The organism is Streptomyces roseus, from assembly GCF_001044425.1.
Lineage (GTDB): Bacteria > Actinomycetota > Actinomycetes > Streptomycetales > Streptomycetaceae > Streptomyces > Streptomyces roseus.
In genome coordinates, this window is sequence record NZ_LFML01000043.1 from 55074 (window position 1) to 81590 (window position 26517).

At 72.0% G+C, this 26517-nt stretch carries 29 protein-coding genes and 1 tRNA gene; 13 read left to right on the plus strand and 17 right to left on the minus strand.

The window, feature by feature from the left end; all coding sequences use genetic code 11:
• Positions 1–54: 54 nt before the first annotated feature.
• Positions 55–531: a response regulator gene (locus tag ACS04_RS11215; RefSeq protein ID WP_078864654.1), complete on the minus strand. Its 477-nt coding sequence runs from the start codon at positions 529–531 to the stop codon at positions 55–57.
• 99 nt (positions 532–630) lie between these two features.
• Here ACS04_RS11215 and ACS04_RS11220 point away from each other — a divergent pair.
• Positions 631–702, plus strand: a tRNA-Arg gene (locus ACS04_RS11220).
• A gap of 268 nt (positions 703–970) precedes the next feature.
• Here the strand turns inward: ACS04_RS11220 and ACS04_RS11225 are convergent.
• The 9 genes from ACS04_RS11225 to ACS04_RS11260 form a co-directional block, all read right to left on the minus strand.
• Positions 971–1822 (minus strand): M23 family metallopeptidase, encoded by an 852-nt coding sequence (locus ACS04_RS11225; RefSeq protein WP_053080740.1) that lies wholly within the window; start codon positions 1820–1822, stop codon positions 971–973.
• Positions 1819–3282 carry a phytoene desaturase family protein gene (locus ACS04_RS11230; protein ID WP_048476412.1) on the minus strand — a complete coding sequence of 488 codons (1464 nt, stop codon included), beginning with the start codon at positions 3280–3282 and terminating at the stop codon, positions 1819–1821. Before ACS04_RS11230 ends, ACS04_RS11225 begins: the two co-directional genes overlap by 4 nt.
• A complete protein-coding gene (locus tag ACS04_RS11235) occupies positions 3279–5099 on the minus strand; it encodes an ABC transporter ATP-binding protein (RefSeq protein ID WP_048476413.1) in 1821 nt (606 codons plus the stop codon). Before ACS04_RS11235 ends, ACS04_RS11230 begins: the two co-directional genes overlap by 4 nt.
• Positions 5096–5272, minus strand: coding sequence for a hypothetical protein (locus ACS04_RS38130; protein ID WP_158977237.1), 177 nt, complete (start codon positions 5270–5272; stop codon positions 5096–5098). The genes ACS04_RS11235 and ACS04_RS38130 overlap by 4 nt, the downstream gene beginning before the upstream one ends.
• 1 nt (position 5273) lies before the next feature.
• Complete coding sequence (locus tag ACS04_RS11240; protein WP_048476414.1) at positions 5274–6059, minus strand: class I SAM-dependent methyltransferase; 786 nt, start codon at positions 6057–6059, stop codon at positions 5274–5276.
• A 66-nt stretch (positions 6060–6125) separates the two neighbouring features.
• On the minus strand, positions 6126–6713 hold the full coding sequence (locus tag ACS04_RS11245; RefSeq protein WP_048476415.1) for a hypothetical protein: 588 nt from the start codon (positions 6711–6713) through the stop codon (positions 6126–6128).
• Positions 6710–8731: an alpha/beta fold hydrolase gene (locus tag ACS04_RS11250; RefSeq protein ID WP_245236358.1), complete on the minus strand. Its 2022-nt coding sequence runs from the start codon at positions 8729–8731 to the stop codon at positions 6710–6712. The genes ACS04_RS11245 and ACS04_RS11250 overlap by 4 nt, the downstream gene beginning before the upstream one ends.
• A gap of 148 nt (positions 8732–8879) precedes the next feature.
• The gene (locus ACS04_RS11255) at positions 8880–9080 is read right to left on the minus strand and encodes a hypothetical protein (protein ID WP_048476416.1); all 201 of its coding nucleotides are present in this window, start codon (positions 9078–9080) and stop codon (positions 8880–8882) included.
• A gap of 54 nt (positions 9081–9134) precedes the next feature.
• Complete coding sequence (locus ACS04_RS11260; protein WP_048476417.1) at positions 9135–9329, minus strand: hypothetical protein; 195 nt, start codon at positions 9327–9329, stop codon at positions 9135–9137.
• Positions 9330–9533: 204 nt separating this feature from the next.
• Between ACS04_RS11260 and ACS04_RS11265 the strand changes: the two genes are divergently transcribed.
• From ACS04_RS11265 to ACS04_RS11290, 6 genes are all read left to right on the plus strand, one after another.
• Positions 9534–10055, plus strand: coding sequence for a helix-turn-helix domain-containing protein (locus ACS04_RS11265; protein WP_245236359.1), 522 nt, complete (start codon positions 9534–9536; stop codon positions 10053–10055).
• Between the two features lie 102 nt (positions 10056–10157).
• The gene (locus ACS04_RS38135; protein WP_048476418.1) at positions 10158–10805 is read left to right on the plus strand and encodes a hypothetical protein; all 648 of its coding nucleotides are present in this window, start codon (positions 10158–10160) and stop codon (positions 10803–10805) included.
• Between the two features lie 12 nt (positions 10806–10817).
• Positions 10818–12023 carry an MAB_1171c family putative transporter gene (locus tag ACS04_RS11275; RefSeq protein ID WP_048476419.1) on the plus strand — a complete coding sequence of 402 codons (1206 nt, stop codon included), beginning with the start codon at positions 10818–10820 and terminating at the stop codon, positions 12021–12023.
• Positions 12024–12223: 200 nt separating this feature from the next.
• Complete coding sequence (locus ACS04_RS11280) at positions 12224–13333, plus strand: acyl-CoA dehydrogenase family protein (protein WP_048476420.1); 1110 nt, start codon at positions 12224–12226, stop codon at positions 13331–13333.
• Entirely contained in the window at positions 13330–14316 is a 987-nt protein-coding gene (locus tag ACS04_RS11285; RefSeq protein ID WP_048476421.1) for an aldo/keto reductase, read from the plus strand. Before ACS04_RS11280 ends, ACS04_RS11285 begins: the two co-directional genes overlap by 4 nt.
• A 168-nt stretch (positions 14317–14484) precedes the next feature.
• Positions 14485–15294 carry an AfsR/SARP family transcriptional regulator gene (locus ACS04_RS11290; protein WP_048476422.1) on the plus strand — a complete coding sequence of 270 codons (810 nt, stop codon included), beginning with the start codon at positions 14485–14487 and terminating at the stop codon, positions 15292–15294.
• Positions 15295–15407: 113 nt separating this feature from the next.
• Here ACS04_RS11290 and ACS04_RS11295 read toward each other — a convergent pair whose 3' ends face one another.
• The 3 genes from ACS04_RS11295 to ACS04_RS11305 all read right to left on the minus strand — a co-directional run bounded on the left by ACS04_RS11295 (position 15408) and on the right by ACS04_RS11305 (position 18068).
• On the minus strand, positions 15408–15908 hold the full coding sequence (locus ACS04_RS11295; RefSeq protein ID WP_048476423.1) for a flavin reductase family protein: 501 nt from the start codon (positions 15906–15908) through the stop codon (positions 15408–15410).
• Positions 15909–16035: 127 nt separating this feature from the next.
• Entirely contained in the window at positions 16036–16656 is a 621-nt protein-coding gene (locus tag ACS04_RS11300) for a hypothetical protein (protein WP_048476424.1), read from the minus strand.
• A gap of 155 nt (positions 16657–16811) precedes the next feature.
• Positions 16812–18068 (minus strand): MFS transporter, encoded by a 1257-nt coding sequence (locus ACS04_RS11305; RefSeq protein ID WP_063839254.1) that lies wholly within the window; start codon positions 18066–18068, stop codon positions 16812–16814.
• Between the two features lie 255 nt (positions 18069–18323).
• Between ACS04_RS11305 and ACS04_RS11310 the strand changes: the two genes are divergently transcribed.
• Entirely contained in the window at positions 18324–19550 is a 1227-nt protein-coding gene (locus tag ACS04_RS11310) for an acyltransferase family protein (RefSeq protein WP_245236360.1), read from the plus strand.
• Positions 19551–19627: 77 nt separating this feature from the next.
• On the opposite strand, the gene ACS04_RS11315 is transcribed toward ACS04_RS11310, so the two are convergent.
• From ACS04_RS11315 to ACS04_RS11330, 4 genes are all read right to left on the minus strand, one after another.
• Positions 19628–20254 (minus strand): NADPH-dependent F420 reductase, encoded by a 627-nt coding sequence (locus ACS04_RS11315; protein WP_048476427.1) that lies wholly within the window; start codon positions 20252–20254, stop codon positions 19628–19630.
• Between the two features lie 99 nt (positions 20255–20353).
• Positions 20354–21310 (minus strand): beta-ketoacyl-ACP synthase III, encoded by a 957-nt coding sequence (locus ACS04_RS11320; protein ID WP_048476462.1) that lies wholly within the window; start codon positions 21308–21310, stop codon positions 20354–20356.
• A 314-nt stretch (positions 21311–21624) separates the two neighbouring features.
• Positions 21625–22452 (minus strand): helix-turn-helix transcriptional regulator, encoded by an 828-nt coding sequence (locus ACS04_RS11325; protein ID WP_048476428.1) that lies wholly within the window; start codon positions 22450–22452, stop codon positions 21625–21627.
• 47 nt (positions 22453–22499) lie between these two features.
• The gene (locus ACS04_RS11330; protein ID WP_078864643.1) at positions 22500–23303 is read right to left on the minus strand and encodes a thioesterase II family protein; all 804 of its coding nucleotides are present in this window, start codon (positions 23301–23303) and stop codon (positions 22500–22502) included.
• A 136-nt stretch (positions 23304–23439) separates the two neighbouring features.
• Here ACS04_RS11330 and ACS04_RS11335 point away from each other — a divergent pair, with 136 nt between their 5' ends.
• From ACS04_RS11335 to ACS04_RS11355, 5 genes are all read left to right on the plus strand, one after another.
• Positions 23440–24300, plus strand: coding sequence for a helix-turn-helix transcriptional regulator (locus ACS04_RS11335; protein ID WP_048476429.1), 861 nt, complete (start codon positions 23440–23442; stop codon positions 24298–24300).
• A 171-nt stretch (positions 24301–24471) separates the two neighbouring features.
• Positions 24472–24714 (plus strand): acyl carrier protein, encoded by a 243-nt coding sequence (locus tag ACS04_RS11340; RefSeq protein ID WP_048476430.1) that lies wholly within the window; start codon positions 24472–24474, stop codon positions 24712–24714.
• Between the two features lie 113 nt (positions 24715–24827).
• Positions 24828–25448 (plus strand): hypothetical protein, encoded by a 621-nt coding sequence (locus ACS04_RS11345; protein ID WP_053080742.1) that lies wholly within the window; start codon positions 24828–24830, stop codon positions 25446–25448.
• Positions 25441–26280: a hypothetical protein gene (locus ACS04_RS11350; protein WP_048476431.1), complete on the plus strand. Its 840-nt coding sequence runs from the start codon at positions 25441–25443 to the stop codon at positions 26278–26280. The genes ACS04_RS11345 and ACS04_RS11350 overlap by 8 nt, the downstream gene beginning before the upstream one ends.
• 12 nt (positions 26281–26292) lie before the next feature.
• Positions 26293–26511, plus strand: a complete 219-nt coding sequence (locus ACS04_RS11355) for a tautomerase family protein (RefSeq protein ID WP_048476432.1) — start codon at positions 26293–26295, stop codon at positions 26509–26511.
• The last annotated feature ends 6 nt before the right edge of the window (positions 26512–26517 follow it).

Below are 26517 nucleotides of genomic sequence, written 5' to 3' on the forward strand. Positions count from 1 at the left end.
AGAAGCCCTCCCATCCCGCGAACGGTTTCGCCATGTGAACAAGGGGGACGGGAGCTACCCTCTCCCCCGCCCGGCCGGCGTGCCCTTCCGCTCGCGCCGGTCCCTGTGCTCCATGAGCCGGCGTACGACCCGTACCAGCTCGGCGGGCTCGAAGGGCTTGGCGAGGAAGGCGTCCACTCCGGCGGCGATGCCCGCCTCCACCTCGTGCTGCGTACAGGCGCTGACGATGGCGAGGGGCAGATGCCGCGTCCGCCGATCGGCCCGCAGCTGCGCGGCGGTCCCGAACCCGTCCAGCCGGGGCATGACCACATCAAGGGTGATCACGTCGGGAGCGACGCGATGCACGATGTCCAGGCACTCGGCACCATCGTTCGCGGTCACGACCTCGAAGCCCTCCAGCTCGAGATTGACCTTGATCAGCTGCCGGATGACCTTGTTGTCGTCGACAACAAGCACCCGGCCCGAGGCGCCTGACACAACTCGAGAGTAGGTCCGCCTAAGCCCCCGCGTCCGGGTTTTTGCCACTTCCACCCCCTCCGGGCGACGCACGTCCCCCAGGCCCGTAATCCGTTCCTGATCACCCCGCGGAAGCTGGTAGTGTTCAACCCGTCGCCGCAACGCGAACGACACGCCCCCGTAGCTCAGGGGATAGAGCAACGGCCTCCGGAGCCGTGTGCGCAGGTTCGAATCCTGCCGGGGGCACTTCGCAGGAAGTGCCCAAAGACCCCGCCATCAGCGAGTTCGCTGAGACGGGGTCTTCGCGTATGTGCGGCCAGCTACCGCCCTGTGCGGGCGTACGTCGGCGGTTGCGGACCCGGCGCCTCATGGGGGCCTTGGCGGAGCGGTTGTTCAGGCCGCGGGCTGCCTCTGGTGTGGGAGACCGCGGAGAGTGGCGACCGCGCCTGATGCTGCGGCAGTGCCCTCCACGTTGGTTCTCCTTGCCGGGCCGCCGGCCTGGGCGGGACCGGTGTCACGCCGTGAAGAGGGTGGTGTTCGAGGGGACGCCGGTTCGGGGTTCTTGGGTGCCGAGGCGGTAGTGCCACGTGAAGGGGACACCTTGGGCGGTGGTGGGGTCGGCGGTGGTCATGAGCTGGAAGTGGAGGTGGGGTTCGGAGGAGTTTCCGGAGTTGCCGCAGTCCGCCAGGTGCTGGCCGGCTCGGACGTGGTCTCCGGGGCGTACGCGCAGGGAGCCGCGGCGGAGGTGGGCGAAGCCGGCGACGACGTTGTCCCCGGTGTCCAGGAGGATGTAGTTGCCCCAGAGGTGGCAGGGCCAGCCGAGGCTGCGGACGAAGCCTTCGAGGTAGAGGTACGCGTAGGACGGGAGTGAGGAGCGGGTCCAGTGGTCGCGCATGCGGTGCGCGGTGGCGACGACCACCCCGTCGGCGGGGGCCAGGACCGGTTGGCCGAAGGTCGGGTAGTGCTCGGGGCGGCGGGCCGGCGGCCAGAGGTTGGTGAACGGGGGTGCCTCGGGGCCCTCGGCGGGGTGGTGGATCAGGTCGATGGCGTACGTCTGGGCGTGGCTGTGGGTGTGGCTGGGGACCTTGTCGGCGGGGCTGTTGTGTGCGGTCCAGGGGCCTTCGACGGGGATCCGCAGCGGGACCGGGGGGTGGTCGCCGGTCGGGCGCTGGCGGCGGGTCAGGGTCCAGCGCATGGTGCCGCCGACGGCGAGGAGGAACAGGCCGGTGAACCACAGGGGGCTCGGGCCGTCGGTGTTGGCGAGGACGCAGAGCGTGCCGGCGGCGAAGAGGAGGCCGTGGCGCTTCCAGAGGGTCGTCCACAGGGTCGTCCGCAGCGGCGTCCGGGCAGTCGGCCGAAGGGTCATGGGGTGGGCCTCGGGGGGGAGAGGGGCGGGGTCGTGCGCAGGCCGTGGTGGCGGCGGAGGGCTGACCGGGCGGCGAGGTGGCCGCACATGCCGTGCACCGAGGGGCCGGGCGGGGTGGCCGCCGAGCAGAGGTAGACCCCGGGGAGCGGGGTGCGGTAGGGGTCGGCCTGGAGGGTGGGGCGGGCCAGGGACTGTTTGAGGGTGAGGGCTCCGGCGGCGATGTCGCCGCCCACGTAGTTCGGGTTGTACGCCTGCCAGTCCGCGGCGGCCCGGCCGCGGGACGCCAGGACGGTGTCGGTGAAGCCCGGGGCGTACTCCTCGATGCGGCGGCGGATCAGGTCGACCGGGTCGCGGGTGTCGCCGTTGGGTACGTGGGCGTACGCCCAGACCGGGCGGCGGTCGCCGCGGGCACGTCCCGGGTCGGTGACCGCGGGGTCCACGACGAGGGTGAAGGGGGCGGCGCCGGGCCGGCCGGCGGCCACCTCCCGTTCCTGGCGGATGACGGCCTCGGCGCTGCCGCCCAGGTGTACGGTGCCGGCCCGGCCGGTCAGGGGGTCCGCCCAGGGGATGGGGCCGGACACCAGGAAGTCGGCCTTCGCGGCGCCCGGTCCGTACCGGTAGCGGGTGAGGGCGCGCCGGTAGCGGGCGGGGAGCCGGTCGCCGGCCAGGCTGAGGAACTCGGTGGGGCCCACGTCCAGGAGGACCAGCGGGATGCCGGTGAGTTCGGCGAGGTCCCGGACGCGGTGGCCGGTGACGAACTCGCCGCCGTGCGCGGTGATGTCCTGCGCGAGGGCTTGGGCGATGCGGTCGCTGCCGCCTTCGGGGAGGGGCCAGCCGGTGCTGTGCGCGGTGTGGCCGAGCAGCATGGCGACGGCGGCGGAGGCGAGTGAGGGCAGCGGTCCGACGGCGTGCGCGGCCACGCCGGCGAGGAGGGCGCGGGCCTCCGGGGTGGTGAAGGGGCTGCGCGGGAGGGCGTGGGTGAGGACGCGGGTGGCCAGGCGGACCGCCGCCACGGGGTCGCGGGGCGGATGGCGGAGATCGGAGAGGAGGAGTTCGACGACCGCGGCGGAGCGTTCCACCAGGGGGCCCATCAGCCCGGCCCAGCGGGGGCCGTCCGGGCCGAGTTGTTCGGCGGTCCGGGTGAGGCTCCGCCAGGCCGCGACGGAGCGGCCGCCGGTCAGCGGGTGGGCGTACGGGATCTCGGGCTGGAGCAGCCGGACGCCTCTGGAGGGGAGGTCGAAGGCGGTGAAGAAGGGGGAGGCGGCGGCCATCGGGTGGACGGCCGAGCAGGTGTCGTGGCGGATGTCGCTGTCGAACAGGGACCGGGTCCGCAGGCCGCCGCCGATGGTGTCGGCCTGTTCGTACAGGACCACGCGCAGGCCGGCGCGGGCCAGGGTGACGGCGGCCGCCAGGCCGTTGGGGCCGGTGCCGACGACGGCCGCGTCGGGGTGGCGGCTCATCGGGCCGCCCCTTCGGCCGCGGGGGCCAGTTGGCGGGTGGCGAGGCGGCGGTAGGTGGGATCCCGGTCCATCAGGTCGGTGTGGGAGCCGCGCGCGCGGAGGCGGCCGTCCTCGACCACCAGGATGCGGTCCGCGTCGATGGTGGCGGAGAGCCGGTGCGCGATGGTGAGGACGTGGCAGCGGGTGCCGACCTCGGCGATGGTCTGCCGGAGGGCGGCTTCGGCGTCGGCGTCCAAGTGGGCGGTGGCCTCGTCGAGGAGGAGCAGGTCGGGGCGGGTGAGCAGGGCGCGGGCGATCGCCAGCCGCTGGCGCTGGCCGCCGGACAGTCCGGTGCCGCCTTCGCCTAGGGGGGTGTCCAGGCCCTGCGGGAGGGCTTCGACGACCTGGTCGAGGTGGGCCGCGCGGATCGCATCGGCCATCTCGGCCTCGGTGGCATCGGGGCGGGCGTAGGTGAGGTTCTCCCGTACGGTGCCGCGCATCAGCGGGGACTCCTGCTCCACCAGGCCGATCCTGGCGCGGAGTTCGGCCAGGGGAAGGGCCGCGGTGTCGGTGCCGCCGAGGTGGATGCTGCCCCGGTCGGGGGCGTGGAACCGTTCGATCAGCTGGAAGAGGGTGGTCTTGCCGGCTCCGGAGGGGCCGACGACCGCGGTGACGCCGGTCGGGGGGAGGCTGAAGGAGATGCCGTCGAGGGCGGGGGCGGCCGCCCTGTGGTGCCGGAACGACACCTCCCTGAATTCGATGGCTCCGGCCGCTTCCCGGCGCCGTCCCGGCACCGACCCCGACCCCGACCCCGGCTTCGATCCCTGTTCCCGCGCCGAGCCCTGGTCACGCGCCGAGCCCTGGTCCTGCTTCTGCCCCTGCTTCTGCTCCTGCTCCTGCTCCTGCTCCTGCTCTATGGCAGCCAGTTCCCGGACCCGGTCCACCGCGGCGCGGCCCTGCTGGAGTTCGCCGAGCGACATGAAGAGCATGACCAGCGGGCTGACCAGGTAGAACAGGTACATGATGAAGGCCGTGAGGTCTTCGATGGGGAGTTCCCCGGTGGCGGTGCGGGCCATGCCCCAGGCGATGACCACGGCCAGGGAGACCTGGGTGCCCACGTTCATCGAGGGCATGAGCAGGGCCGTCAGCCGGGTCACCCGGATGCCGCTGCGGCGGGCGGCGTCGGCCAGTTCGCCGATGTGTTCGGCTTCGCGGGCTTCGGCGCGGGATGCCTTCACCGTGGTCAGGGCGCCCAGGACGCGCAGCAGACCGGAGCCGAAGTCGCTGGTGTCCTCCCGGTTGGTGACGGCGGCGGCCCGGACCGCACGGGCCAGGCCGAGGGCGACGGCGGAGGCGACGCCGAGGCAGCCGGCGGTGACCAGGAGCATCTGCCAGTCGATCCAGGCCATCACGGCGACGCAGCCGATGGTGGTGAGGGCCGAGGTGATGATCTGGGAGAGCGAGGAGGACAGCGCGATCCGGGCCACCGAGGTGTCGGCGACGGTACGGGTGAACACGTCCCCGTGCTCGAGCCGGTGGAAGGCCCCCAGCCGGGAGTGCAGCAGCCGGCCGGTGAGGGTGGTCCGCATGTCGAGGACCATGTTCTCGCCGGCCCGCCCGATCAGGTAGAAGTGCCCGGCGGCCAGGGCCGCGTCGGCCACGAACAGGCTCGCGATGAGGACGATCGGCCAGACCGGCGAGCGGTCCAGGGCGACGGCCTCGATCAGGTCGCCGATGAGCAGGGGCTGGACCAGGGTGGCGGCGGTGCCGGCCACGCCCAGCAGGATGCCGGTGGCCAGGAGCGTACGGTGCCGGGCCGCGATCGCCGCGGTGTTCACTGCCGCGCCCGGCCCGCGGCGATGGCGGCGACGACCGCGACGGCGGTGCCGAAGATCAGCCCCTTGGTCCAGGACTGGCTGGTGAAGCGGCCGTCCTCGCGGAAGATCACGGCCATGACGGGTACCGCCACGGCGAGGGCGGTGACGAACCAGACGGCCCGCTGGGTGCTCATCTCAGGCGCCTTTCAGATAGGTGGTGAGGAAGAGCGGGAACCGCTCGTCGTACGGGGAGAGGTCCCAGCCGCTGTGGCGGCCCTCCGGGGCCAGTCCGGCGGCCAGAGCCTGGGCGTCCGCTTCGTCGGGGGTGATCGGCCGGGACAGTTCGGTGCCGACCCGGGTGCTTCCGTCGGATTCGTACCAGATGTGGGAGCACTGCCAGAGGTCGGATCCGGGGGGCAGGGTGGAGTGGGTCTGCAGTCCGGTACCGGGCTCGGGGTACGGGGTGAAGAGGGTGATGCGGGAGCGGCCCTCGTGGAGGGCTTCGACGGCGGGGCGGTTGCCCGTCTCGACGACCAGCCGGCCGCCGGGGGTGAGCAGGTCGGCCGCCCGGCGGAACATGGCCTGCTGGTCCTGGGGGGTCAGCAGCATCGACAGGACCCCGCACACCGCGTAGACGAGGCCGTACCGGCGGTCGTCGGTGTAGGTGCGGATGTCCCCGTGGATTCCCGTGACTTCGGCACGGTTGCCGCCGGGGCCGGGGCCGGGGACGGGGGTCCGGGCCAGCAGGTCGAGCATCTCCGGGGAGGAGTCCACCCCGGAGACCGGGCCGGTGCGGGCGGCAAGCGGGAGCGCGATCCGGCCGGTACCCACGCCGAGTTCGAGGGTGCCGGACCCGGGGTCGGGGTGGAGGGCGGCGAGGGTGTCGGCGACGGCTGCCACGCTCGCGTCCGTGGGGAATATGCGGTGGTACCAGGACGCGAACTGCGTTCCGTAGCCGATGTCCTCGACTGCGCCGGCCATGGGTGGGCACCTCTCTGTCGGTGGGTCGGACGGTGGGGTCGGACGGGGGACCAGGGGGGACGGGGGTCAGGCCGCGGTCGGGTGCCCGGTCTTCGCCGGCCGGTCCAGGGGGGTGTACGGGGAGAGGAACAGGGGTTCCGGATCCTCGCTGGTGTCGTGGCCGGAGGCGCGGACCACCGAGAACTGGAAGCCCTGGACGGTGCCTTCGGGGTGCCGTTCGCGGATGGTGTGCCGGATGAAGCCGAGCAGCACCTGGTACGCCGAGTTGGTCTGGGCGGCGCCGGCGCCGCCCTTGGCGGCGAGCTGGAGCACGGCGGTGCAGATGTCGAAGACGGCCTTCTCGGGGCGGCGTGAGGCGAACCAGAACGCCTGGTGCAGCCGGCGCGGTTCGATCATCTCGATCTCCTGCCAGTCGCCGGTCACACCGGCCTGGTCGAGGGTCCGGTACACGTAGTGGAAGTCGTGGACCGCCGGGTTCGGGGCGAAGAACTTCCAGTTGGGGACGAGCGAGTACACGTCCCTGGTGCGGGGCCGGTCGAAGGCCGGGTGCGGGTGCTGCGCGGCGACGGTGGCCACCAGCATCCCGGCGCCCAGCACCCGGGCCCAGGCGCCCTCGCCGGTGAAGGCCGACTTCAGCAGGGTGCCGGGGTTCATCGGACGGTTCCTTCCGTACGCGCCGCGTCCTGCGGCTGGTCCTGCGGCTCGCCCTGGCCGGCATCGGCCGGGACACGGGCGGCCGGAACCCGGGCGGCCGCAACCTCGGCCAGGAAGGCGGCGATCAGGTCGGCGGCGCGGTGGGCGTGGGCGGCGTTGGTGAGCAGGGAGTCGTGGTCGGATCCCTCGACCACCTCGATGCCGCCGGTCTCGCCGTGGCCGGGGTGGGCGTGGGAGAGCTCGTTGTAGAGGAGCAGTTGCTCGGGGTCCTGGTCGACGGTCTGCTGCGCCGCGATGATCAAGCCGGGGACGGGCAGCGGCGCGATGGTGCCGTCGAAGGCGCGGAAGTCCTTCTCGACGGCTTCCCATTCCCGTTTGCCGGCGGTCCACAGCCGGGCGTCGGTGTACTGGGCGAACACCCGCTGCCGGTATTCCTTGGGCAGCCGGTCAAGCCATTCGGGGCGGCTCATCAGGATTCCGCTACCCAGGCGGAGGTAGCGGGATGCCTGCGCGATGGTCTCGCTGAGGGCCTTGGAGCCCTCGCTCTGCCGTTCCGAGCGCTGGAGTTCGGCGGGGTGGGCCGGGTCCAGGTAGACCAGGCCGGCCAGCCTGTCCGACAGCCGGTCGGCGGCCCGCCGGATGATCTCGCCGCCGAGGGAGTGGCCGACCAGGACCACCTTGCGGCCGGCCGGCAGGACCCCGCGGACCAGGTCCTCCAGGTCGTCCACGGATTCGACCAGTTCGTACGGGGCGGTGGTGCGGCGGAGGCTGCCGCCGTAGCCGGCCCGTGCGTAGGAGACCACCGGGTGGTCGGTCTCGTTGACGAAGCGCTCCGTGATCCAGGCGAAGTGCTCGGAGGTGGAGGCCAGTCCGGCGGCGAAGACGAGGACCGGCTCTTCGCCGTGGCCGGTGCCGAAGGTGTCTGGGGTGCCGGGGGTGCCGGGGGTGCCGGGGGTGCCGAAGGTGGCACTGGTGCCGAACGTGTCGCCGGTGTCGCCGCCGGTCTCGTAGAGCAGTTCGTTGCCGTGCCGGGTGACGAACCTGCGGGAGGTGGGCCATCCCTCCAGGACGGTGGAGCGGCGCTGCGCGGCCAGCGCCGCGCTCGCCGCGACCCCGGCGGCCAGCAGGAGTCCGGCGGCCTTCACGGCCCGGTCGTCGCGGCCGGCGACGGCGGGGTGGGAGGCGGGGGTGGTGGTGTAGGCGACCATCGGGTGCATGGAGGGGAAGGCCGTCATGAAGCGGCCGAGGCCCATGATGAACCCGTTGGCGACGTGGAAGCTCGCGGCGGAGGCCAGCACGGGCCGGGTGAGCCGGCCGCCCGCGAGGTGGACCAGGGGGAAGAGGCATTCCAGGGCGAGCACGCCGTGCTGGACGTACTTGGAGGTCTTCGGGTGGCGCTGGGTCAGCCGGTAGATCTTCTCGGAGCCGTAGGTCCGTGTCCGCATGACGCCGGGGAGCGCGGAGGCGTCGCGCCAGCGTTCGCCGAGGAGCTTGACCCAGCCGGAGGCCGCGTACGAGAGGTTGGCCTGCAGGGCCACGTACCAGAGGAGGGCGTCCTGGGTCTGGGTGCTGCGGGAGAGCCGGGCGAGGCCGGTGGCGCCCTGGACGAGGGTGGCGACCTGGTCGGAGCCATCGGTGCCGTAGCGGTGGCGGGCGGCCAGCAGGCAGGTGGTGCCGCCGAGGAAGAGGCTGCCGGCGCCGCGCCAACGGCTGTTGCCCGGCAGCAGCATGCCGACACCGACGGCCGCGCGGGCGGCATGCAGGGCGAGGGTGACCTCGCGGTGCGCGACGGCATTGCTGATTTTCCGGATGACCGGGTTGGTGGATTCCGGGGACTTCTTCATGATGTCCCAGTCGTTGAGCCCGCCGGGCTCCAGGTGTTTCCGCTGGTTCAGGTATTCCAGGGAGGAGGAGAGCGTGGTGAGGGCGGACAGCCGCTCCGAAATCCCCAGGGCCCGGTCCCGGGAAACCGGAACGGGCGAGAAAACCGCCGAGGCCAGTTTCCTTATGTACCGCAAAACGCGCCTACCTCTCGGCTCGGCAAATGACGTCGATTGGCGTTCGGTTAGCATGGGCGGGCTGTCCGGCCGCGATTCCAGCGCGGCCGGACAGCCCTTGCTCCCACGTGTGGAGCGATGGCGGATGCTCCGCCGGGTCCGGCGGGGGTCAGCCCTTGGCGGCGGCCCGGCCTGCCTCGTAGGCGCCGACCGCCGCGGCACCGGCCGCCAGCCCGCCGGCGGCGTACGGCGTGGTGACGAGGACGGCCGGGGTGAAGGCCACCGGCATCATTCTGGTGGTCCGCTCGCCCGTGTCCTGCGACAGCGTCGCGCCCGCGATGACGCGGACGCTTTCGGTGATGCTGTTCATCTGTACCCCTCCCTGTTTTCTGATGTCATCCGGCGCGACGGCCGGAATCCGCAATCAGTTGACGACGCGGCCGGTTACGTACGCACCGACCGGAATGGTGAAAGCGACGATTCCGGCCGTGATCTTCACGGAGGCCGGAACGGCGACGACGGCCGGGGTGGCCATGACGGGCGTGCCGCCGACGGAAAGCTCGCTCTCCGCGATGGGGCCCATGTCCTGCTGGTTCATGAAGGCCGCGATCTTGGCCATGACATTCCTTTCGGTGGGGGTGGGTGGGAACAACCCACTTCGGTATCGACTGCTGTTCGGTCATTGCCTGCATCATCGAAACACCAGTCGATGGCGCGACTCTAGGCACGAGCCGATCAAGCCGTCAACTGACATTGATTGCGAGATTGTGAATCCTACACACCAGTGTGGTGATAGGGTGCGCGCCGGAGATGGAGGTACGTCATGGCGGATCAGGCGGATCAGGCGGATCAGGCGGATCAGGCGGACAGGTCGGGCCAGGCGCACGAGTCGGGCCAGGCGGACCCGATGGGGCCCTCGCCGGCCCCGAAGTCACTGGCCGAGAAGTTGGAGCACCTCTTCGCCCACACGGCCCCCGCCGGCCGCGGCCCGTACAGCGTCGAGGAAGTGGCGCGGGCCATCACGGCGGAGCGGATCCCGATCTCGGGCAGCTACATCTGGCTGCTGCGCAAGGGGCAGCGCGACAACCCGACTCTGCGCCACCTCGAAGGGCTGGCCCAGTTCTTCGGGGTGCCGCCCGCCTACTTCTTCGACGACCGGGTCACCGACGCCGTCGACGCGGAACTGCGCCTGCTCGCCGCGCTGCGCGACGCGAAGGTGCAGCATGTGGCGCTGCGGACGGCCGGGCTGTCCGAGAAGAGCCTGAAGTCGATCACCGAGATGATCGAGCGGGTCCGCGAGCTGGAAGGCCTCGGCGACGCCGACAACGGGCCAATGGTGTCCTGAAATCACCTATACCTCGACCGAGTCGCCATGCTGCGATGGAACGTATGGCAAGCAACGGGGCTGATCCATCCATCACGGACAACGGACAGGTGACCACTGCCGATGTTCCCTAAGCCGCACGTCAAGCCCGGATTCCGAGCCGCCGCACCGGAGTCGGACCGAAGAGCACGGCGCCTCAGTCGCCGCTTCGTCAAGGGGCTCGACCTCCCACCGGCCGCCGATGTCCGGGAACTGATCCCGGCCATCCAGAGGATTTCCGGCCATCCCACCCGTCTGGCGCCCGCACCCGCCGGCAGCTTCCAGGGCATCTGCGGCATGTGGATCCGTACGGCGGCCGGCATCGACTACATCTTCGTGCACGAGAACACCAGCCGGGTGCACCAGGACCACATCATCGCCCACGAGATCGGGCACATCATCCGGGGCCACGGCCTCACCCGCGGCCTCGCCACGGACCCGGGCGCGGGTACGGGCGGGGGCTCGGGTACGGGCTCTGGTACGGGTACGGGTACGGGCGCCGGCGCCGCGCGGCAACAGCAGTCGACGGCCGACCAGCTGGACCGGCTCGTCCCGCACCTGGACCCGGCGAAGGTCCGGGTGATGCTCGGCCGCACCGACTACGCGCACGAGGAGGAGCGGGAGGCCGAGTTGATCGGCACCCACCTCCAGCACCTCCTGCACCGGCCGGCGCGCGGGCGGACCACCCGCCAGGACCGGGCCGCCCGGACGCTGCTCCGCGGGTGGCGGTGACCGGCCCGCACCATGCAGCAGCTACTCCATCCCCTCTGCCTGACACTGGCCGTGGCAGGGTTCTCCCTCCTGCTGCGGCCGGCCCGCAGGCACCGCCGTGACACCGCACTGACCGCGCTCGCCGGGGTGTACGGCTTCTGCGCGCTGTCCTTCCTGGTGTCCCTGGAACCCACCTGGATCCATCTCGGCGAGGTGACGAACAGTCATTCCATCGCCCTCCTCGCCTCGTTCGCCTGCGTGATCGCCCAGATCTCCCTCCAGCCGGTCGTGCTCGCCTGCTGGATCCTGCCGCCGGACGCGGCCCGCCGGGCGGCCCGGACCTCCCTGCTCGCGGGCGCGGCCGTGATCGCGGGCCTGGTACTGCTCTTCGCACTCCTCCCGACGACCGGGCCGACCACCCCCCAGACGTTCACGGCCCGCCACCTCGGCGTCGGCGTCTACCAGGCATATCTGGGGCTGTACATCTCGGCGTACGGTGCCGGCCAGGCACTCCTCGTCGTCGGCTGCCTGCGGGCCGCCCGCCGCACCGGCGAGGTGTGGGTGGCGCGCGGCCTGCGGATCGTCGGGGCCGGCGCCCTGCTCACGCTCGGCTACTGCGCGATCCGGCTGACCGCGCTGCTGGCCGCCGTGCGCGGCGACGCCCGGATCCCGGCGGCCGTGGAACATCTCGCCTGGGCCTGCGCCGACGGCGGCACCCTGATGGTCCTCACCGGATTCCTGGTCCCCGCGCTGGGCGTGCATCTGGTTCCGGGCGTACGGGGCTGGCTGCGCGCACAGCAGCAGTACCGGACGCTGGGGCCGCTGTGGGAGGTGATGCACCGCTCCATGCCGGCGATCGTCCTCCAGCCGGGCCGCCGCCCCACCCGCGTCAACCTGCCGGTCTGGGACGTCAACTGGCAGCTGTACCGGCGCTGCGTGGAGATCCGGGACGGCCAGTGGGCGCTGGCCGTCCATCTGGAACCCGCCGTCCGCGAGGCTTCCGGCACCCGGCACCGCGGCCATGGCCTGCGCGACGGCGAACTGGCCGCCGCGATCACCGCCGACCAACTGCACGCCGCCCTCGCCGCACGCCACGGCGGACGGCGGCCGGCCGTCCCCGCCGCATACGCCGACTCCGTCCGGCACCCGGACCTGCGGACCCCGGAGGACGACGTCCGGGAACTGCTGCGGATCGCCGCCCACTTCACCGCCGCGGCGCAGCCGTCCCGCCGTCACTGAACGACCCGGCACCGGCCGGGTGGTGGACACCGCCGTGGGCGGTGGGGAGCCGTCGTGGCGTGGGTACGGCCGGGGCGTGCACGTGCTCCGGGCGCCGTCACAGCCGTCGGCAGCCGTCGGGCTCCAGGGGCGTGCGAGTGGGGGTTGAGGGGGGTGTGGGATGGTCCGGGCCGCTTGTCGGTGGCTTTCGGGGAGGCAGGATGGTTACGGGGACCGGGCTCGTGGAGCGGGCCGGGGGGTTGCGTGAGGTGGCGCGGCGGCGCGCCGCCGATGCCGAGGAGCGGCGGAGGCTGACTCCCGATGTGGTGGCCGGGGTGCTGGAGAGCGGTTTCGCCCGGCATTTCGTGCCCGTCGGGTTCGGCGGGGCAGGGGGGACTTTCCGCGAGTTCGCCGACGCCGTGGCCGTCGTCGCCGAGGGGTGTGCCGCTGCCGCCTGGTGCGCTTCCGTGGCGTCCAGTCTGGCCCGGGTGGCCGCCTTTCTGCCCGCTCAGGGGCAGGCGGAGGTGTGGGCGGAGGGGGCCGACGCGTTCGTCGTCGGGTCGCTCTCGCCCGCGGGGAAGGCCGCGGCGGCGCCCGGCGGGTGGCGGGTGTCCGGGAGTTGGGCCTGCGTCAGCGGCGTCGACTTCTCCGACTGGGTCGTCGTCTGTGCCGTGCTTCCCGGGCAGGCCGGTGCGCGGCTGTTCGCCCTGCCCCGCGGGGCCTACGCCGTCAAGGACACCTGGAGCGCGTCCGGGATGCGGGGTACCGGGAGCAACACGGTCGTCGTCGACGACGTGTTCGTGCCCGAGTCGCGGAGCGTGGACCGGCAGCGGCTGTTCGACGGGCCGGCCGTGCCGATCCAGGCCGTGAACGGGCTGTCGTGCGCGCCCGCCGCCCTCGGCGCCGCCCGCGGCGCGCTCCGGTTGTGGACCGGCGACACCGCACGGCGGCTCGCCCGGGGCGCCGGGAAGGCGGGGGGTCCCGGGCCCTCCCTCGGTACGTACGAGGCGGCCCTGGCCCGCGGCTCCGGCGAGATCGACGCCGCCGCGCTGCTGCTGGAGCGGGCCGCGGACGTCGCCGACCGGGGCGCGCGGATCACCGAGGCGGAGATCGCCCGCAACGTCCGCGACTACGCGCTGTCCACCGAACTCCTCGTCACCGCCGTGAACCGGATGTTCGCCACCGCCGGGACCTCGGGGCAGAGCCTGGAGAGCCCGTTGCAGCGCGCCTGGCGGGACGTGAACTCCATCGCCACCCACATCGCCTTGACCTTCGACCCGGCCGCCGTCCTCTTCGCGGCCCGTCCCTTCGCCTTGGAGGCAGCAGCATGACCGGTGTTCCGACCAGATCCCTGGGTGGACTGGCCGTTTCCGCGCAGGGCCTCGGCTGCATGGGCATGAGCCACGGCTACGGCGCCACCGACGACGCCGAGTCGGTCGCGACCCTGCACCGCGCCCTCGACCTCGGGGTGACCCTGCTCGACACCGCCGACTTCTACGGCAGCGGGCACAACGAGGAGCTCATCGGGCGCGCCGTCGCCGGGCGCCGCGACGGGGTCGTGCTGGCCACGAAGTTCGGCTTCGCGAACCGGCTCGGCGAGCCCACCCTCGTACGGGGCGACGCCGCCTACGTACGCCAGGCCTGCGAGGCCTCGCTGCGCCGGCTCGGGGTCGACCACATCGACCTCTACTACCAGCACCGGGTGGACCCGCGGGTCCCGATCGAGGAGACCGTCGGCGCCATGGCCGAGCTGGTGCGGGCCGGGAAGGTGCGCCACCTCGGCCTGTCCGAGGCCGGTGCGCAGACCATCCGGCGGGCGCACGCGGTGCACCCGATCGCCGCGCTGCAGAGCGAGTGGTCGCTGTGGTCCCGGGACCTGGAGGCGGAGATCGTCCCGGTCTGCCGCGAGCTCGGCGTCGGCGTGGTCCCGTACGCCCCGCTCGGGCGCGGGTTCCTGACCGGCCGGTACGGCTCGGTGGAGAAGCTGGCGGAGACCGACGTACGGCGCGGGCACCCGCGCTTCGCCGACGGCAACCGCGAGCGGAACCTGGCGGTCGTGGCGAAGCTGGACGAGCTCGCGGCGGCGAAGGGGGTCACCGCCGGGCAGCTGGCCCTGGCCTGGGTGCAGCACCGGGGCCAGGACGTGGTGCCGATCCCGGGCACCCGCCGGCAGCGCTACCTGGAGGAGAACCTCGCGGCCCTGGCCGTCGAGCTCTCGCCCGGGGACCTCGCCGCGATCGAGGCCGCGGCGCCGCCCGGGGAGATCGCGGGCACCCGCTACGACCCGACCGGGCTGACCTTCGTCAACGGCTGAGCCCCCGAAGCCGGTTCCGTTCCGGGCCCCCCGGGTTCCATGCCCCCGCATCCGCCCCTCCGCCCGCCCGCTGCCCGCCAGCAGGCGGGCGGAGGCGTATGAGAATTTCATGTCCGCTCGTGCCTTCGTCACTGGCCGCCCGCTCAAGGCGGCTGCGATGCTGAATCCATGGAATTCGGAGTTCTCGGACCGCTCGAAGCCCGTATGCACGGCACGTCCATCGCGCCCACCGCCGGAAAACCCCGCCAGATCCTCGCGCTGCTCGCCATCCGCGCGGGACGTGTCGTACAAGTGGAAACGCTGATGGCCGAATTGTGGGGCAATGCCATTCCCCGCAGTGCGGCCACCACGCTCCAGACCTACATCCTCCAATTACGCCGGAAACTCACGCAGGCCGGCGTGCAGCAGCAATCCGGCCGGAGCGCCAAGGACGTACTGGCGACCTGTTACGGGGGCTACCGGCTCGCTCCCGAGGAGTTCTCCCTCGACCTGTCGGCGTTCCAGCAGCTGGTGCGCCTCGGTGGCCGGACGATGGCCGAGAACGACCCCGGGAGGGCGTCCGAGCAGCTCGGACGGGCCCTGGACCTGTGGCGCGGACCGGCCTTGACCGACGTCCCGGTCGGCGAGGTCCTCAGCACGGAGGTCATCGGCATGCAGGAGGAACGCGACTGGGCGCTGGAGATGCGTCTCGAAGCCGACCTCAGTCTCGGCCGGCATGCGGAGATCCTCGGCGAGCTGCGCATGCTCGTGAGCCGGCAGCCGCTGCACGAGACCCTGTCCGCCCAGCTGATGACCGCCCTGTACCGGGCCGGGCACCCGTGGCGCGCGCTCGACACCTTCCAGGCACTGCGCCACGCGCTCATCAAGGAGCTGGGGGTCGAACCGTCGCCGCGTCTCCAGCGGCTGCACCAGGCCATCCTGGCCAACGACACCGGCCTCCAGGTCCCTTCCGCCACCCTGCATGCGCTCTCCGCCTAGGGGTGTCCCGCGGACCCCACGAGACCCCACCGCCTCCGCGCCGTACGCACGACGAAGCTCCCGGCAGACACCGTGTCCGCCGGGAGCTTCGTCGTGGCACCGGTCGCGGGGCCTCAGTGCTGCACGGCCAGCCGGCGGTCCGGTTCCCACCTGCCGAACTCGCCCCGCTGGTAGAGGGCTGCCGCGCCGGCGAAGGTCTCGCTCTCCTCGATCCGGCCGATCAGCAGCAGGTGGTCCCCCGCCTCCACGGTCTCCACGAGCGTGCAGCCGGCGTACGCCACCGCGTCCTCGGTCAGTACGGGTACCCCGGCCAGGCCGCCGCGCCAGGGCACGCCGTCGAACTTGCGCTGCGTCTTCCCGGCGAAGGCCAGGGCCGTGTCCCGGCCCCGGTGGGCCACGAAGTTCATCGCGAACGCCCCGGAGGAGAGGATGGCGGACAGGGTCCTGGAGCCCTTTCCCGCGCACAGCAGGAGCAGGGGCGGGGCCGCCGAGACGGCGGAGAAGGCGTTGCAGGTGAAGCCGGCCGGTTCGCCGTCCGAGCCGAGCGCGGTGACGATCGCGACAGGGGTCGGAAAGGAACCGAAGACCTTGCGGAAGGTGTCCGTGTCCAGCATGGTGTCCACTCCGTCGAGTCAGTTACGGGACGTTCCCGTGCATGCGCCGCACTATCGGGCAAGTGGCTTGAAACCATCTGGACGGGACCTCGGCCGGAACCCAAGCCTCCCTTGAGCGGCGGCGCCGCTACGCCGGCTCGTCCACGGACGTGACGAGGCCCGCGGCCGCCAGGTAGCCGACGATGTCCTCGGTCACCTGCGGCGGCAGCGGCAGGGCGGCCGACACCGCGGTGAGCGTGGTCGGCCACGCGAGCGTCATCGCCACCCAGGCCGCCTCCTGCCGGTGCAGGACGACGCGGTGCGGGGAGCGCTCGGACTCCAGGACGCAGCCGGTGCCCGACTCCGGCACGGTGAACGCCACGTGCCGCGGCAGGCACACCCGGCGCTCGCCGGCCGGCCGGATCAGGACGAACGAGGCCGCCGACGACAGCGGTACCACGGACAGCAGCGGCCCTTTCAGGTCGTCCACCCCGAGGGTGCGCACCACGAGGTGCGACAGCTTGCTGAGCGCCGGCAGCGTGAAGGGGCACTGGTCCTCGGGTCCGCTCAGGGCATTGGCCAGCAGGACCGGCCCGAGCTCCATCCTCCGCAGGACCTCGCGCACCGCCGGGCTGGGCCGGTCGAGCCGGTCCTCGCCCCAGCGGCTGGTGAGGAGGAGGACGTCGCCGCCGGGCCCCTGGTCGACGATCACGTCCTCGGACAGCGACCAGAGATGGAAGGTCTGGACACCCCCGGTCGTATACCGCATGTTGCACCTCTCTAGCCGGGCGGAGGGTTTCACGAGTATGGCCGTGCGCCCGAGCCTGACGACAGGTCGTGTGCCATACGGCCACCGTGAATTCCTCATGCCGCCCCTGAGGGCCCGTCACACGGGCCGCGTCGGGATACGTGGACTGGCGGCGGTCAGGACCCGGAGCGCTGCGGCGCCCCGCCGCCGGTCCGGCCGAAAACGGCCGTCGTCAGCATCGCGGCGAGCGCGAAGGCGCCGGCCACGATCATCGCCAGGCGCGGCCCGTTGGAGTCGATGATGAGGCCGCCGATGAACGAGCCGACGCCGATGGCCCCGTTGAAGGCGGCGACGTACAGCGACGAGGCGGCCTCGCTCTCCTCGGGAACCAGGCGCATGACCCAGGTCTGCAGGGCGACCGGGAGCGCCGCGTAGAGCACGCCCCAGCACACCAGCATCGTGATGACGAGCGGCCCGCTCGCCCCGCCCGCGTACATCACCCCCATGACGACGGCCAGCAGGCCCGTGCAGCCGATGATGCTCGTGCGCAGGGCCCGGCCGACGACGGCGCCCGCCGCGAAGTTCCCCGCCAGTCCGGCCGCGCCGAAGACCAGCAGCAGCGCGCCGACGAGGGAGGGCCGGACGCCGGTGACCTCCTCCAGGAAGGGGGCCACGTACGTGAACGCGAGGAAGTGGCCGCTCATGATCAGCGCGGTGACGCCGACGGCGACGCGCAGCGGACGGTGGCGCAGTACGTGGCGCAGCGCGGCCAGGCTGCCGCTGCTTTGGGCGGGCAGGGCGGGCATGAACAGCAGGCTCGCGGCCAGGACGAGGAAGCCGAGGAAGCCGACGCACACGAAGGCCGCGTGCCAGCCGGCGGACTGGCCGACGGCGGTGCCGAGCGGGGTGCCGGCGACGGAGGCGAGGGAGATGCCGCCGAGGACCACGGAGGTGGCGCGGACGGCGTGCCGCTCGGGGACCAGCCGTACGGCGATCGAGACGGCGATGGACCAGAACACCCCGTGCGCCAGCGCCACGATGAGGCGGGCGGTCAGCAGCAGCCCGTAGCCGGAGACGGCGGCGGCCATGAAGTTGCCGGCGACGTAGAGGACCATCAGGCCGACCAGCAGCCATTTGCGGTCCACGCGCCCGGTGAGCGCGGTCAGGGGGGCGGCGGTCACGGCGGCGAGCACCGCGAAGCCGGTGACGAGGAAGCCGGCCGAACCGAGCGAGACCTTGGTGCCCTCGGCGATGGAGGGGAGCAGCCCGATGGGCAAGGTCTCCGTGGTGACGAAGGAGAAGACGCCGAGGGCCAGCCCGATCACGGCCAGCCAGGACCGCCAGGGCGAGCCCGGCGGGGCGGCGGTCTCGGGCCCCCGGGGGGCCGTCACCGGGGACGTCGTACCGCTCTGGCTTTTCACGCTGGTGGACATGGCTGCTCCCGGGTCGAGGAATGTGCGCGAAACGAGAAATGGCGTCACGTGATGACGCCCGGATATCAGAAAAGCGGAAGGTTCCGTCGGTGAAATCCTCCCGCTCCCGCACCTGCGGAGGAAGTGCCTGCGACCCCTGGTGGTGGCACCAACCGGATAAGTACGCCCCGGCAATGGGGCCGCGACTCGGGTAGCTTTCCTGGCGTCCTTCCCAGATTCCTCTTTCCCAGATCCCTCTTCTGAAGGAGCAGTATCGTGTCGACGGACAGAATGCGTACTCGGGTGACCCGCCTCGACACGCTGACCGGGTTGCGCTTTCCCGCCGCCTTCGTGGTGTTCCTGTACCACGCGGCACTCCTGGGCTTCCTGGGCGTCCCCTGGCTGAGCAGTTCCTCGGCCGTCACCACGTACTACGACGCCGTGGCCCATGCCGGCGCCCTCGGCGTCACGTTCTTCTTCGTGCTCAGCGGCTTCGTGCTGACCTGGTCGGCCAGGGACACCGATACCGCGCCGCGCTTCTGGCGGCGGCGCTTCCTCAAGATCGTCCCGAACTACGTCATCGTCTGGGCGCTGGCCATGCTGGTGTTCGCGGCGCCCATCACGGACATGACGACCGGACTGCTCAACCTGTTCATGGTCCAGGTCTGGTACCCGGACTTCGCCATCAACTTCGGCGTGAACCCGGCCGGTTGGTCCCTGGGGGTCGAGGCCGTCTTCTACCTCCTCTTCCCCGTCCTGCTGCACTGGATCAGGAAGATCCCGGCCCACCGGCTCAACACGTGGGTCGTCGCCGTCGTCGCCGGCATCATCGCGACCCCGCTGCTGTCGACCCTGCTGGTGCCGGCCGGCGCGATGATGGCCACCGAGCCCGACACCTCGGTCAACCAGTACTTCTTCTCCTACATCCTGCCGCTGCCCCGGGTGCTGGACTTCGCCCTGGGCATCCTGGTGGCCCGTTCGGTGATGGCGGGCCGCTGGCGCAACATCGGCATGGTCTGGTCGGGGGTCCTGCTCGCCGCCGCCTTCGTCCTCGGCTACTTCACCCCGCCCATCTACTCGACGCGCGCGGTCTGCGTCATCCCCGCCGCCCTGCTCATCGCGGCCGGCGCCATCGCGGACGACGAGGGCCGGTTCACGCTCTTCCGCAACCGCGCGATGGTCTGGCTCGGCGACATCTCCTTCGCCTTCTACCTGGTGCACTACACGGTGATGGTCGCGGTGTGGAAGCTGCTCGGCAGCCACGCGTACTCGAATACGGCGGCCGTGGGGCTGATGGCGGTGGCCATGGCCGTCGCGATCCTGGCGTCGTGGGCGCTGTACACCCTCGTCGAGCGGCCGATCACCCGGCGCTGGTCGAACCCGAGGAAGAAGCCCGCGGCGGCCGCTCCCGCCGCCGCTCCCGCTCCCGTCCCCGCCGGCGAGCCGCGGCCCCTCGCGGCCCGGGGCGCGGGCGAGAAGGTGGCCTCTTCCCCTGCCGCCTGACCGCCCGTCCGCCCGCGAAGGACCGCCCGCCCCCTCCGGCCCGCACCGGAGGGGGCGGGCTCTCCCGTTGCCCCGCGTCAGCGGCCGGCGGCGGCGCGCAGGCCGGCGGCAGTGGAGACGTGGCCGAAGAGCGCGCCGCCGGGGTCCAGGGCGGCCGACTCCTTCAGTCCGCCGAGGTGAACCGGTACGAAGCCGGCGTCGTGCACCAGGGTTTCGGTGACCTGCCGGGCCCCGGGATCGTCGGACGCGGTGCCCATGCCCCAGAAGTGCGGCTGGCGCGTACCGCGCGACCAGAGCAGCTCGTCGGGGAAATGGCAGAACGCGCGGGCGACGGCGGACTCCGGGAGCCGCTCGGCGGTCCGGCTCCCCTGGGTGAGGTCCGGTCCCAGCACCGAGACGAAGAGGCCGTCGTCCGAGACCCCGATCGGGCTGGTCGCGTCGATCACCGTCTTTCCGGCCAGCCGGCCCGCCAGCCGGCGCAGCAGTCCGTCGAGGGCCGGGTGCGGGACGGCCAGCAGGACGACCTCGCCCGCCCCGGCCGCCTCCGCGTAGGAGGCGGCCCGCGCCCCTTCGCCCAGCGGTTCCACGAGGGACGCGAGCCGGCCGGGGTCCCGTGAGCCGAACGTCACGCGGTGTCCGGCCGCAGCCCAGTGCCGGCCGAGCGGGCCGCCGATGTTGCCCGCGCCCAGGATGCCGATGTTCATGGGGAACTCCTCGCTTCCGTGTCCGTACGTACGACGTCGGCCGCCGGTCACGGTGACCGGCGGCCGACTGGGGGTTGGTTCGGGATGGGGGTCGGTTGTTCAGTACGCGGTGACGTCGGGCCAGACCAGAGCGGTCGAACCCCAGGTCACGCCGCCTCCGAAGGCGCTCATCAGCACCCGGTCGCCGGGGGCGACCTGCCCGCCGGCCACGGCGTCGGCCAGGGCCAGCGGGATGGAGGCGGCCGAGGTGTTGCCGACGCGGTCGAGGTTGACGACCGTGCGCTCCCGCGCCATGCCGAGCTGGTCGGCGACGGCGTGCAGGATCCGTACGTTCGCCTGGTGGCCCACGAACCAGTCCACCGAGTCGGCCTCCCAGCCCGCGCGGTCGAGCATGGCCTGGGAGGAGGCTGCCATACGGGTCACGGCGTGCCGGAACACCGACTTGCCCTGCATCGTGAAGTACGCGTCGGCCGGGTCCGGTTCGGGGGCGCCGGCCGCGGCCGAGCGCTGCCGGGAGCCGCCGTCGGGGACGATGATCAGGTCCTTCAGCGAGCCGTCGCTGCCCAGGTCGTACCCGAGCAGCGCGCCGGGCTCGGTGGGGTCGCCGGCCCGCAGCACCACGGCTCCGGCGCCGTCGCCGAAGATCACCGAGGTGGTGCGGTCCTGCGGGTTGAGGATCGTCGAGTACGTCTCCGCGCCGATGACGAGGACGCGCTCCGCGATGCCCGCGGCGATGGCCCCGGCCGCGGACGCGAGCCCGTAGACGAAGCCGCTGCACACCGCGGCCACGTCGTACGCCGCCACGCCCCGCAGGCCCAGCCGGGAGGCGACTTCGGGAGCCGTGGCCGGGCACGGGTGGTCGGGGGTGGTCGTGGCGAGCACCACCAGGTCGACCTCCCCGGAGCCGGCCGACTTCAGCGCCCGCTCGCCCGCCGCCACGGCGAGGTCGCCGGTGGCGGTCCCCGGGTCGGCCCAGTGCCTCTGGGTGATGCCCGTGCGGGTGCGGATCCACTCGTCCGAGGTGTCCATGGTCCGGGACAGCTCCTCGTTGGTCACGACGCGGGGCGGGACGAACGTCCCGAGCCCGGTGAGGACCGCCGTCCGGCCGCGGCCCGGCGCACCGGCGGCGCGGGGGGCCTCGGTTGTCTCGGTTGCATCGGAGACATCGGTGGCATCAGTGGCATCGGTGGCATGAGTCAAGGGGGGCCTCCATAGTCGCCGGTGCGGGACGCCGCTGCCGGGCACGGTGGAACGGGCCGCTCTCCACGCGGGGCGGGCCACCCGACGATTCTGCGGCGGCGCCCGGAACCCATCCAGACCGTGCCGCCGGTGGTGGTGGGACCACCACCCTGGCGGCGGCTCCCCCACGGCTACGACCAGGCGGACACCGGCCCGGCCGCGCCCGGCGGCAGGTACACGAGGAGCCGGGTGCGGGCGGCCTCGTCTAGGTCCATGGTGAAGAGCACGAAGGGGACCCGGCCCTCCTCGGGATGGTCCACCTCGACGGTCACCGGCGCGAACTCCTCGACCTCGTGACGCTCCCACAGCTCGGCGAAGCGCGGGTCGCTGCCGGCCAGTTCGCCGGCGATCTCCTCGTACCGGGGATCGTCGGCGCCGTACGAGGACTGCAGGCGGAAGCGGGCGGCCATGCGGCGGGCCAGCTGGGGCCGGTTCAGGTACCGCTCACCGTGCGACCCGCGGAAGAGGCTGGTCAGGAAGTTGTCGTTGCCCTCGCGGCCCAGGCGCAGCAGCTCGGCGGCCCCTTCGTTGACCGCGAGGACGTCCCAGTACCGGTCGATGACGCAGGAGGGTCCCAACAGCTGGGTGTCGACGATCCGTTGGAACAGTCCGTCGTCGGGGAGCTCCTCGGACCCCAGCGGCAGCGGGGGGTTGGCGTCCGCGAGCCGGTACAGGTGCACCCGCTCGCGTTCGTCGAAGCGCAGGGCGCGGCTGATCGCGTCGAGTATCCCGTCCGAGACCTTGATGGGGCGGCCCTGTTCCAGCCAGGCGTACCACGACGCGCTCACTCCGGCGAGGACCGCGACCTCCTCGCGGCGCAGCCCGACCCGGGCGCGCCGGGCGGCGGTGGCCAGTCCGACGTCCTCGGGGGAGAGTGCGGCACGGCGGCTCCGCAGGAAGTGCGCCAGCTCGGTGCGCTTCTTCTTCGTACGGTCGGTCCCTAACGGCATGGCGTCCATACCGCCCGAAGGTAGGTCACACCACCACGCGGTGTCAGCGGCGGGAATCACACGGTGTGCTTTTCGACCGCGCCGAGGATGGCGCCCAACTCCGTGAAGAACAGGTCCTTGTGCTCCCGGTTGAAGAAGTGGCCCCCCGGGAGGGTACGGAACGAGAACCGTGCGCTCGTGTGCAGGCGCCACGCCTCGGCGTCCGCCGCGGGGACCAGCGGGTCGTGGGCGCCGAGCAGGACGTGGACCGGGCAGGGCAGCGGCCGGTGGCCGGCCTCGGGATGCCGGTAGGTACCGCATATCCGCAGGTCCTCGCGCAGGCGCGCCACGACGGTCCGCATCCGTACGGGGTTCTCCCGCAGCAGCCTTCCGGCTCCACCCAGGCCCAGCATCAGCTCTAGGGAGGCTCGATCCGATAGCCCTACGGTCAGGTCGGGCGCAGCCTGGACGTGCGGAGCGCGGTGGGCCCCGGCCACGAAAGCGGCGGGCGGGCGCCGGCCCGCGGCGATGTGCCGCTGGGCCACGCCGTAGGAGACCAGCGCTCCCATGCTGTGCCCGTAGAAGGCGTAGGGCTCGTCGAGGAAGGGGGTCAGCTGACGTGTCACCTCGTGTACGAGGTCGTCCATCGTGCTGACGGCGCCGGGGACGCCGGTCGCGGGCAGCGACCTGGGGGGCATGGACACCGGCACCACCTCCACCCCGCGCCCGAGCCATTGGCCCCATCCCGAGAAGGACCAGGCGCTGCCGCCCGCGTGATGGAAACAGAACAGGCGCAGCCGGGTCGATTCGTTCTTCGCCGGGGCGCTCTCCGCCGTACCCGCCGCCGTGGCAGCCGGGATGTTCGCCGCTGTGTGGAACATGCCGCCAGTGTGGCGGGGAATTCCGGCGGGAGGGAGTGTCTGTCGAACGGGGTGCTGGGACCACCACCGGTGGGCCTGCCCGGCGGGCGCACTTCACCGAGGTTTTCTCCAGTCGGAAAGAGAAAGAGGTCGAGGAATGCAGACGACTGCATCCCCTCCGGGATCGGGGCTTTTACGGCGGACGCGGCTGCGGCAATTCCTGCGGGCGCGCAGGGAGCAGATCACGCCGGAGGAGGTCGGTCTGGTGAACGTGGAGCGCAGACGGACGCCGGGGCTGCGGCGCGAGGAGGTCGCGGCGCTGGCCGGGGTCGGGGTGTCCTGGTACACCTGGCTCGAACAGGGGCGGGACATCAACGTCTCCGAGGCCATCGTGAACGCGGTCAGCAACGCACTGCGGCTCGGGGACACGGAGCGTACGTATTTCTACCGGCTGGCCGGCCACAATCCGCCGCAGCCGACGGCGGGCCGCCGGTGGGACAGCGAGTACGCGCGGATGAACGCGCTCGTCGAGGGGTGGTCGCGCAATCCGGCGTACATCACCGACCGGTACGGGCGCATCGAATTGGCCAGCCGCTCGGCCCGTTCCCTGTTCCGCATCGAGGCCCGCGGCGACAACTGCGTGCTGAAGTTCTTCACCGAGCCGTCGACGCGCGAGAAGTATCCGGAGGCGGACGAGGTGGGGCGCGGTCTGGTCGCCCAGTTCCGGTCGCAGTCGGCCCGGTTCCCGGAGGACCGGGAGTTCGGCCGGATCGCCGAGCGGCTGAGCGAGCGCAGCCCGCGTTTCGCCACGCTGTGGGACTGCCACGAGGTGGTCGGACCGAACCAGAGCCGGCGCAAGATCGCACTGCCGCGGGCCGGGGTGCGGGTTTTCGACCGCGTGGTGATGAGCGTGCCCGAGAGCCCCGAATCATTGCTGACCCTGTATGTCGCCCGGCCCGAGGCCCCATCGGCGGCGCGGCCGCGCGAAGCGGTCGGCTGCCACGCCGAGGCGGCCTGATTCCCCTGCCGGTGGTGTTCGCACCACCATGATCAGGAGACACTTCCTCCGCCCGTTCCCGGCTCCCATGATGAATCCGTGGGACGCGGAGGGCATTCGATCCGCTGAATTCACCAGCTCCGATCCCGCAACGCGAAAGTCGGCGTTCCAAGTGATTCACGGAGGATTCTCATGGATGTTTCGATCGTCAGCCGGATGGTCGTTGTCCTGGGCGAGCTGGACGTGCCGACGGCGGATGTCACGCCGGACACCACGTTCGAGGCCATGGAGATCGACTCGCTGCTGCTGGAAGAACTGGCGCTGCGACTGCAGAAGACGTTCGGCGTCGAGATCGAGATGGGTGAACTCGTCCCCGAGCAGACCGTGGCGGAGGCGGCCGCGGTGATCGCGTCCAAGGGCGTCGCCGTCGCCTGACGCCCTTCCCGACGCACCGACCCGCACCACATTTCCCGAACTCCCGCATTCGCGCATTCGCGCACTCCCCTTCACCCATTCACGTATTCACGTATTCACGAAAGGGCACACCCATGTCTGCCACCCTGCTCGTCCTCAATGAAGTCGCCGTGGCCCCGGGCCGGCTGGACCAGGTCCTCGCCGAGTGGAACCGGCTGCACCTGAAGGAGCCCGTGCCGGGCCGCGCGCTGTACGTCAGCGTGGACGACGGCAACGTCCTGGAGATCACGCCGGTCGGGGACCTCTCCGAGCTGGACGGCCTGAACGCGGGCTGGAAGCAGCTCTGGGAGGCCGTCTCGGACGACCTCGTGACCGACTTCCGGCGCCACCTGCTGGAGTTCGTCGAGGCGCCCAAGGACACCGCCGACCCGCTGCCGCAGACGCCGTACGTGCAGCTGCGCTACATCGAGGTGAAGCCGAGCCAGTACGCCGCGTACCGCGCATGGCGCGAGAACACCATCTTCGACGTCGTCCGGCGCGCGGACGAGGTGCAGACCTTCCTCGCCTACCACTCGCTGATCAGCTCGCAGCCGGGCGTGATGTTCGTGTCCGGCTTCGAGGTCGAACCGGCTGCCTACCAGGCCGTCTTCACCTCGCCGGAGTACCAGGAGATCGTCCGCCAGGCGGGCGACCGCTACATCGTCGGCGGCGAGAGCGGTCTCTACACCCGCGTCTACAAGCGCGCCGATGTCTGAGAAGTACGAGCTCTCCCTCACCACCCAGGGCCCCCTGTACCCGCCGAGCGAGGTCATGGACGGCGACGGAAACTTCGTGGTGGTGGGCATGATCAACCGACCCACCGCCGACGGAGGGGCCGCGCCCGAGTGGGGCGCGGCCGTGGTCTCGCCGGCCGGCCCGGTCCCCGAGTTCGGCCGCCTCGCGCCCTACACGGTGGTGCGCGAGCTGGACACCGAACCCGGCGGGGCGGACCGGGACATCGTCCTCCACACGCTGCCGCTGCCCCTGCCGTGCAACAACTACCCGATGGTGTTCGCGCCGGAGCAGCTGCCGGACGCCGACCGGGTGCGGCGCCCGAGCCACGCCTTCCACGAGGTGCCGATCCCGGACCTGCGGGCCGAGGACGGTCCGAAGGTCACCGAGCCGGTGACCTTCGGACGGTGGATGGAGGCGAGCGGAACCCTGGAGGTGGCCGTCACTCCCGACGGCCGGTCCGGGACCTTCGACTTCGACTTCTCCCGCCTCGTGCCGAACAGCGTCTACACGGTGATGTCGCTGCGCGCCCGCGACCTGGATCCGTCCGGCCCCACCCGGCCGGGCCCGCTCGGGGTGCCGAACGTCTTCACCACGGACGCGGACGGCTCCGGCCGCTACCACGCCACGATGCCGGACCCGTTCCCGGACCCGGAGCTGCCCGGCGCCAACCGGATCATCAACGTCGTCGTGCTGTGGATGAGCTACCAGCGCAGTTACGGCGGCGCCATCGGGGAGTTCGGCCTCGGCGGGGACATCCACGCCCATCTGAAACTGCGCGGCCCCTCCTTCGGGGACCTGCGCACCACACCCTGAGAGGCCCCACTCATGCCCATCATCTCCGTCACCACCTGGGACGGTCAGGACGACGCCCAGAGCCGGGAGCTCATGGAAGAGCTGACCCGGACCGTCAGGAAGGTCACCGGAGCCCCTCTGGACAAGATCACGGTCTACATCCAGGAGGTGCCGCGCAACCGCTGGACCGAGGGCGGGGCCCTGGGCAGCGACCCGGAGTTCCCGGTGCTGAGCCGGCGCCTCACCGAATGACGTGAC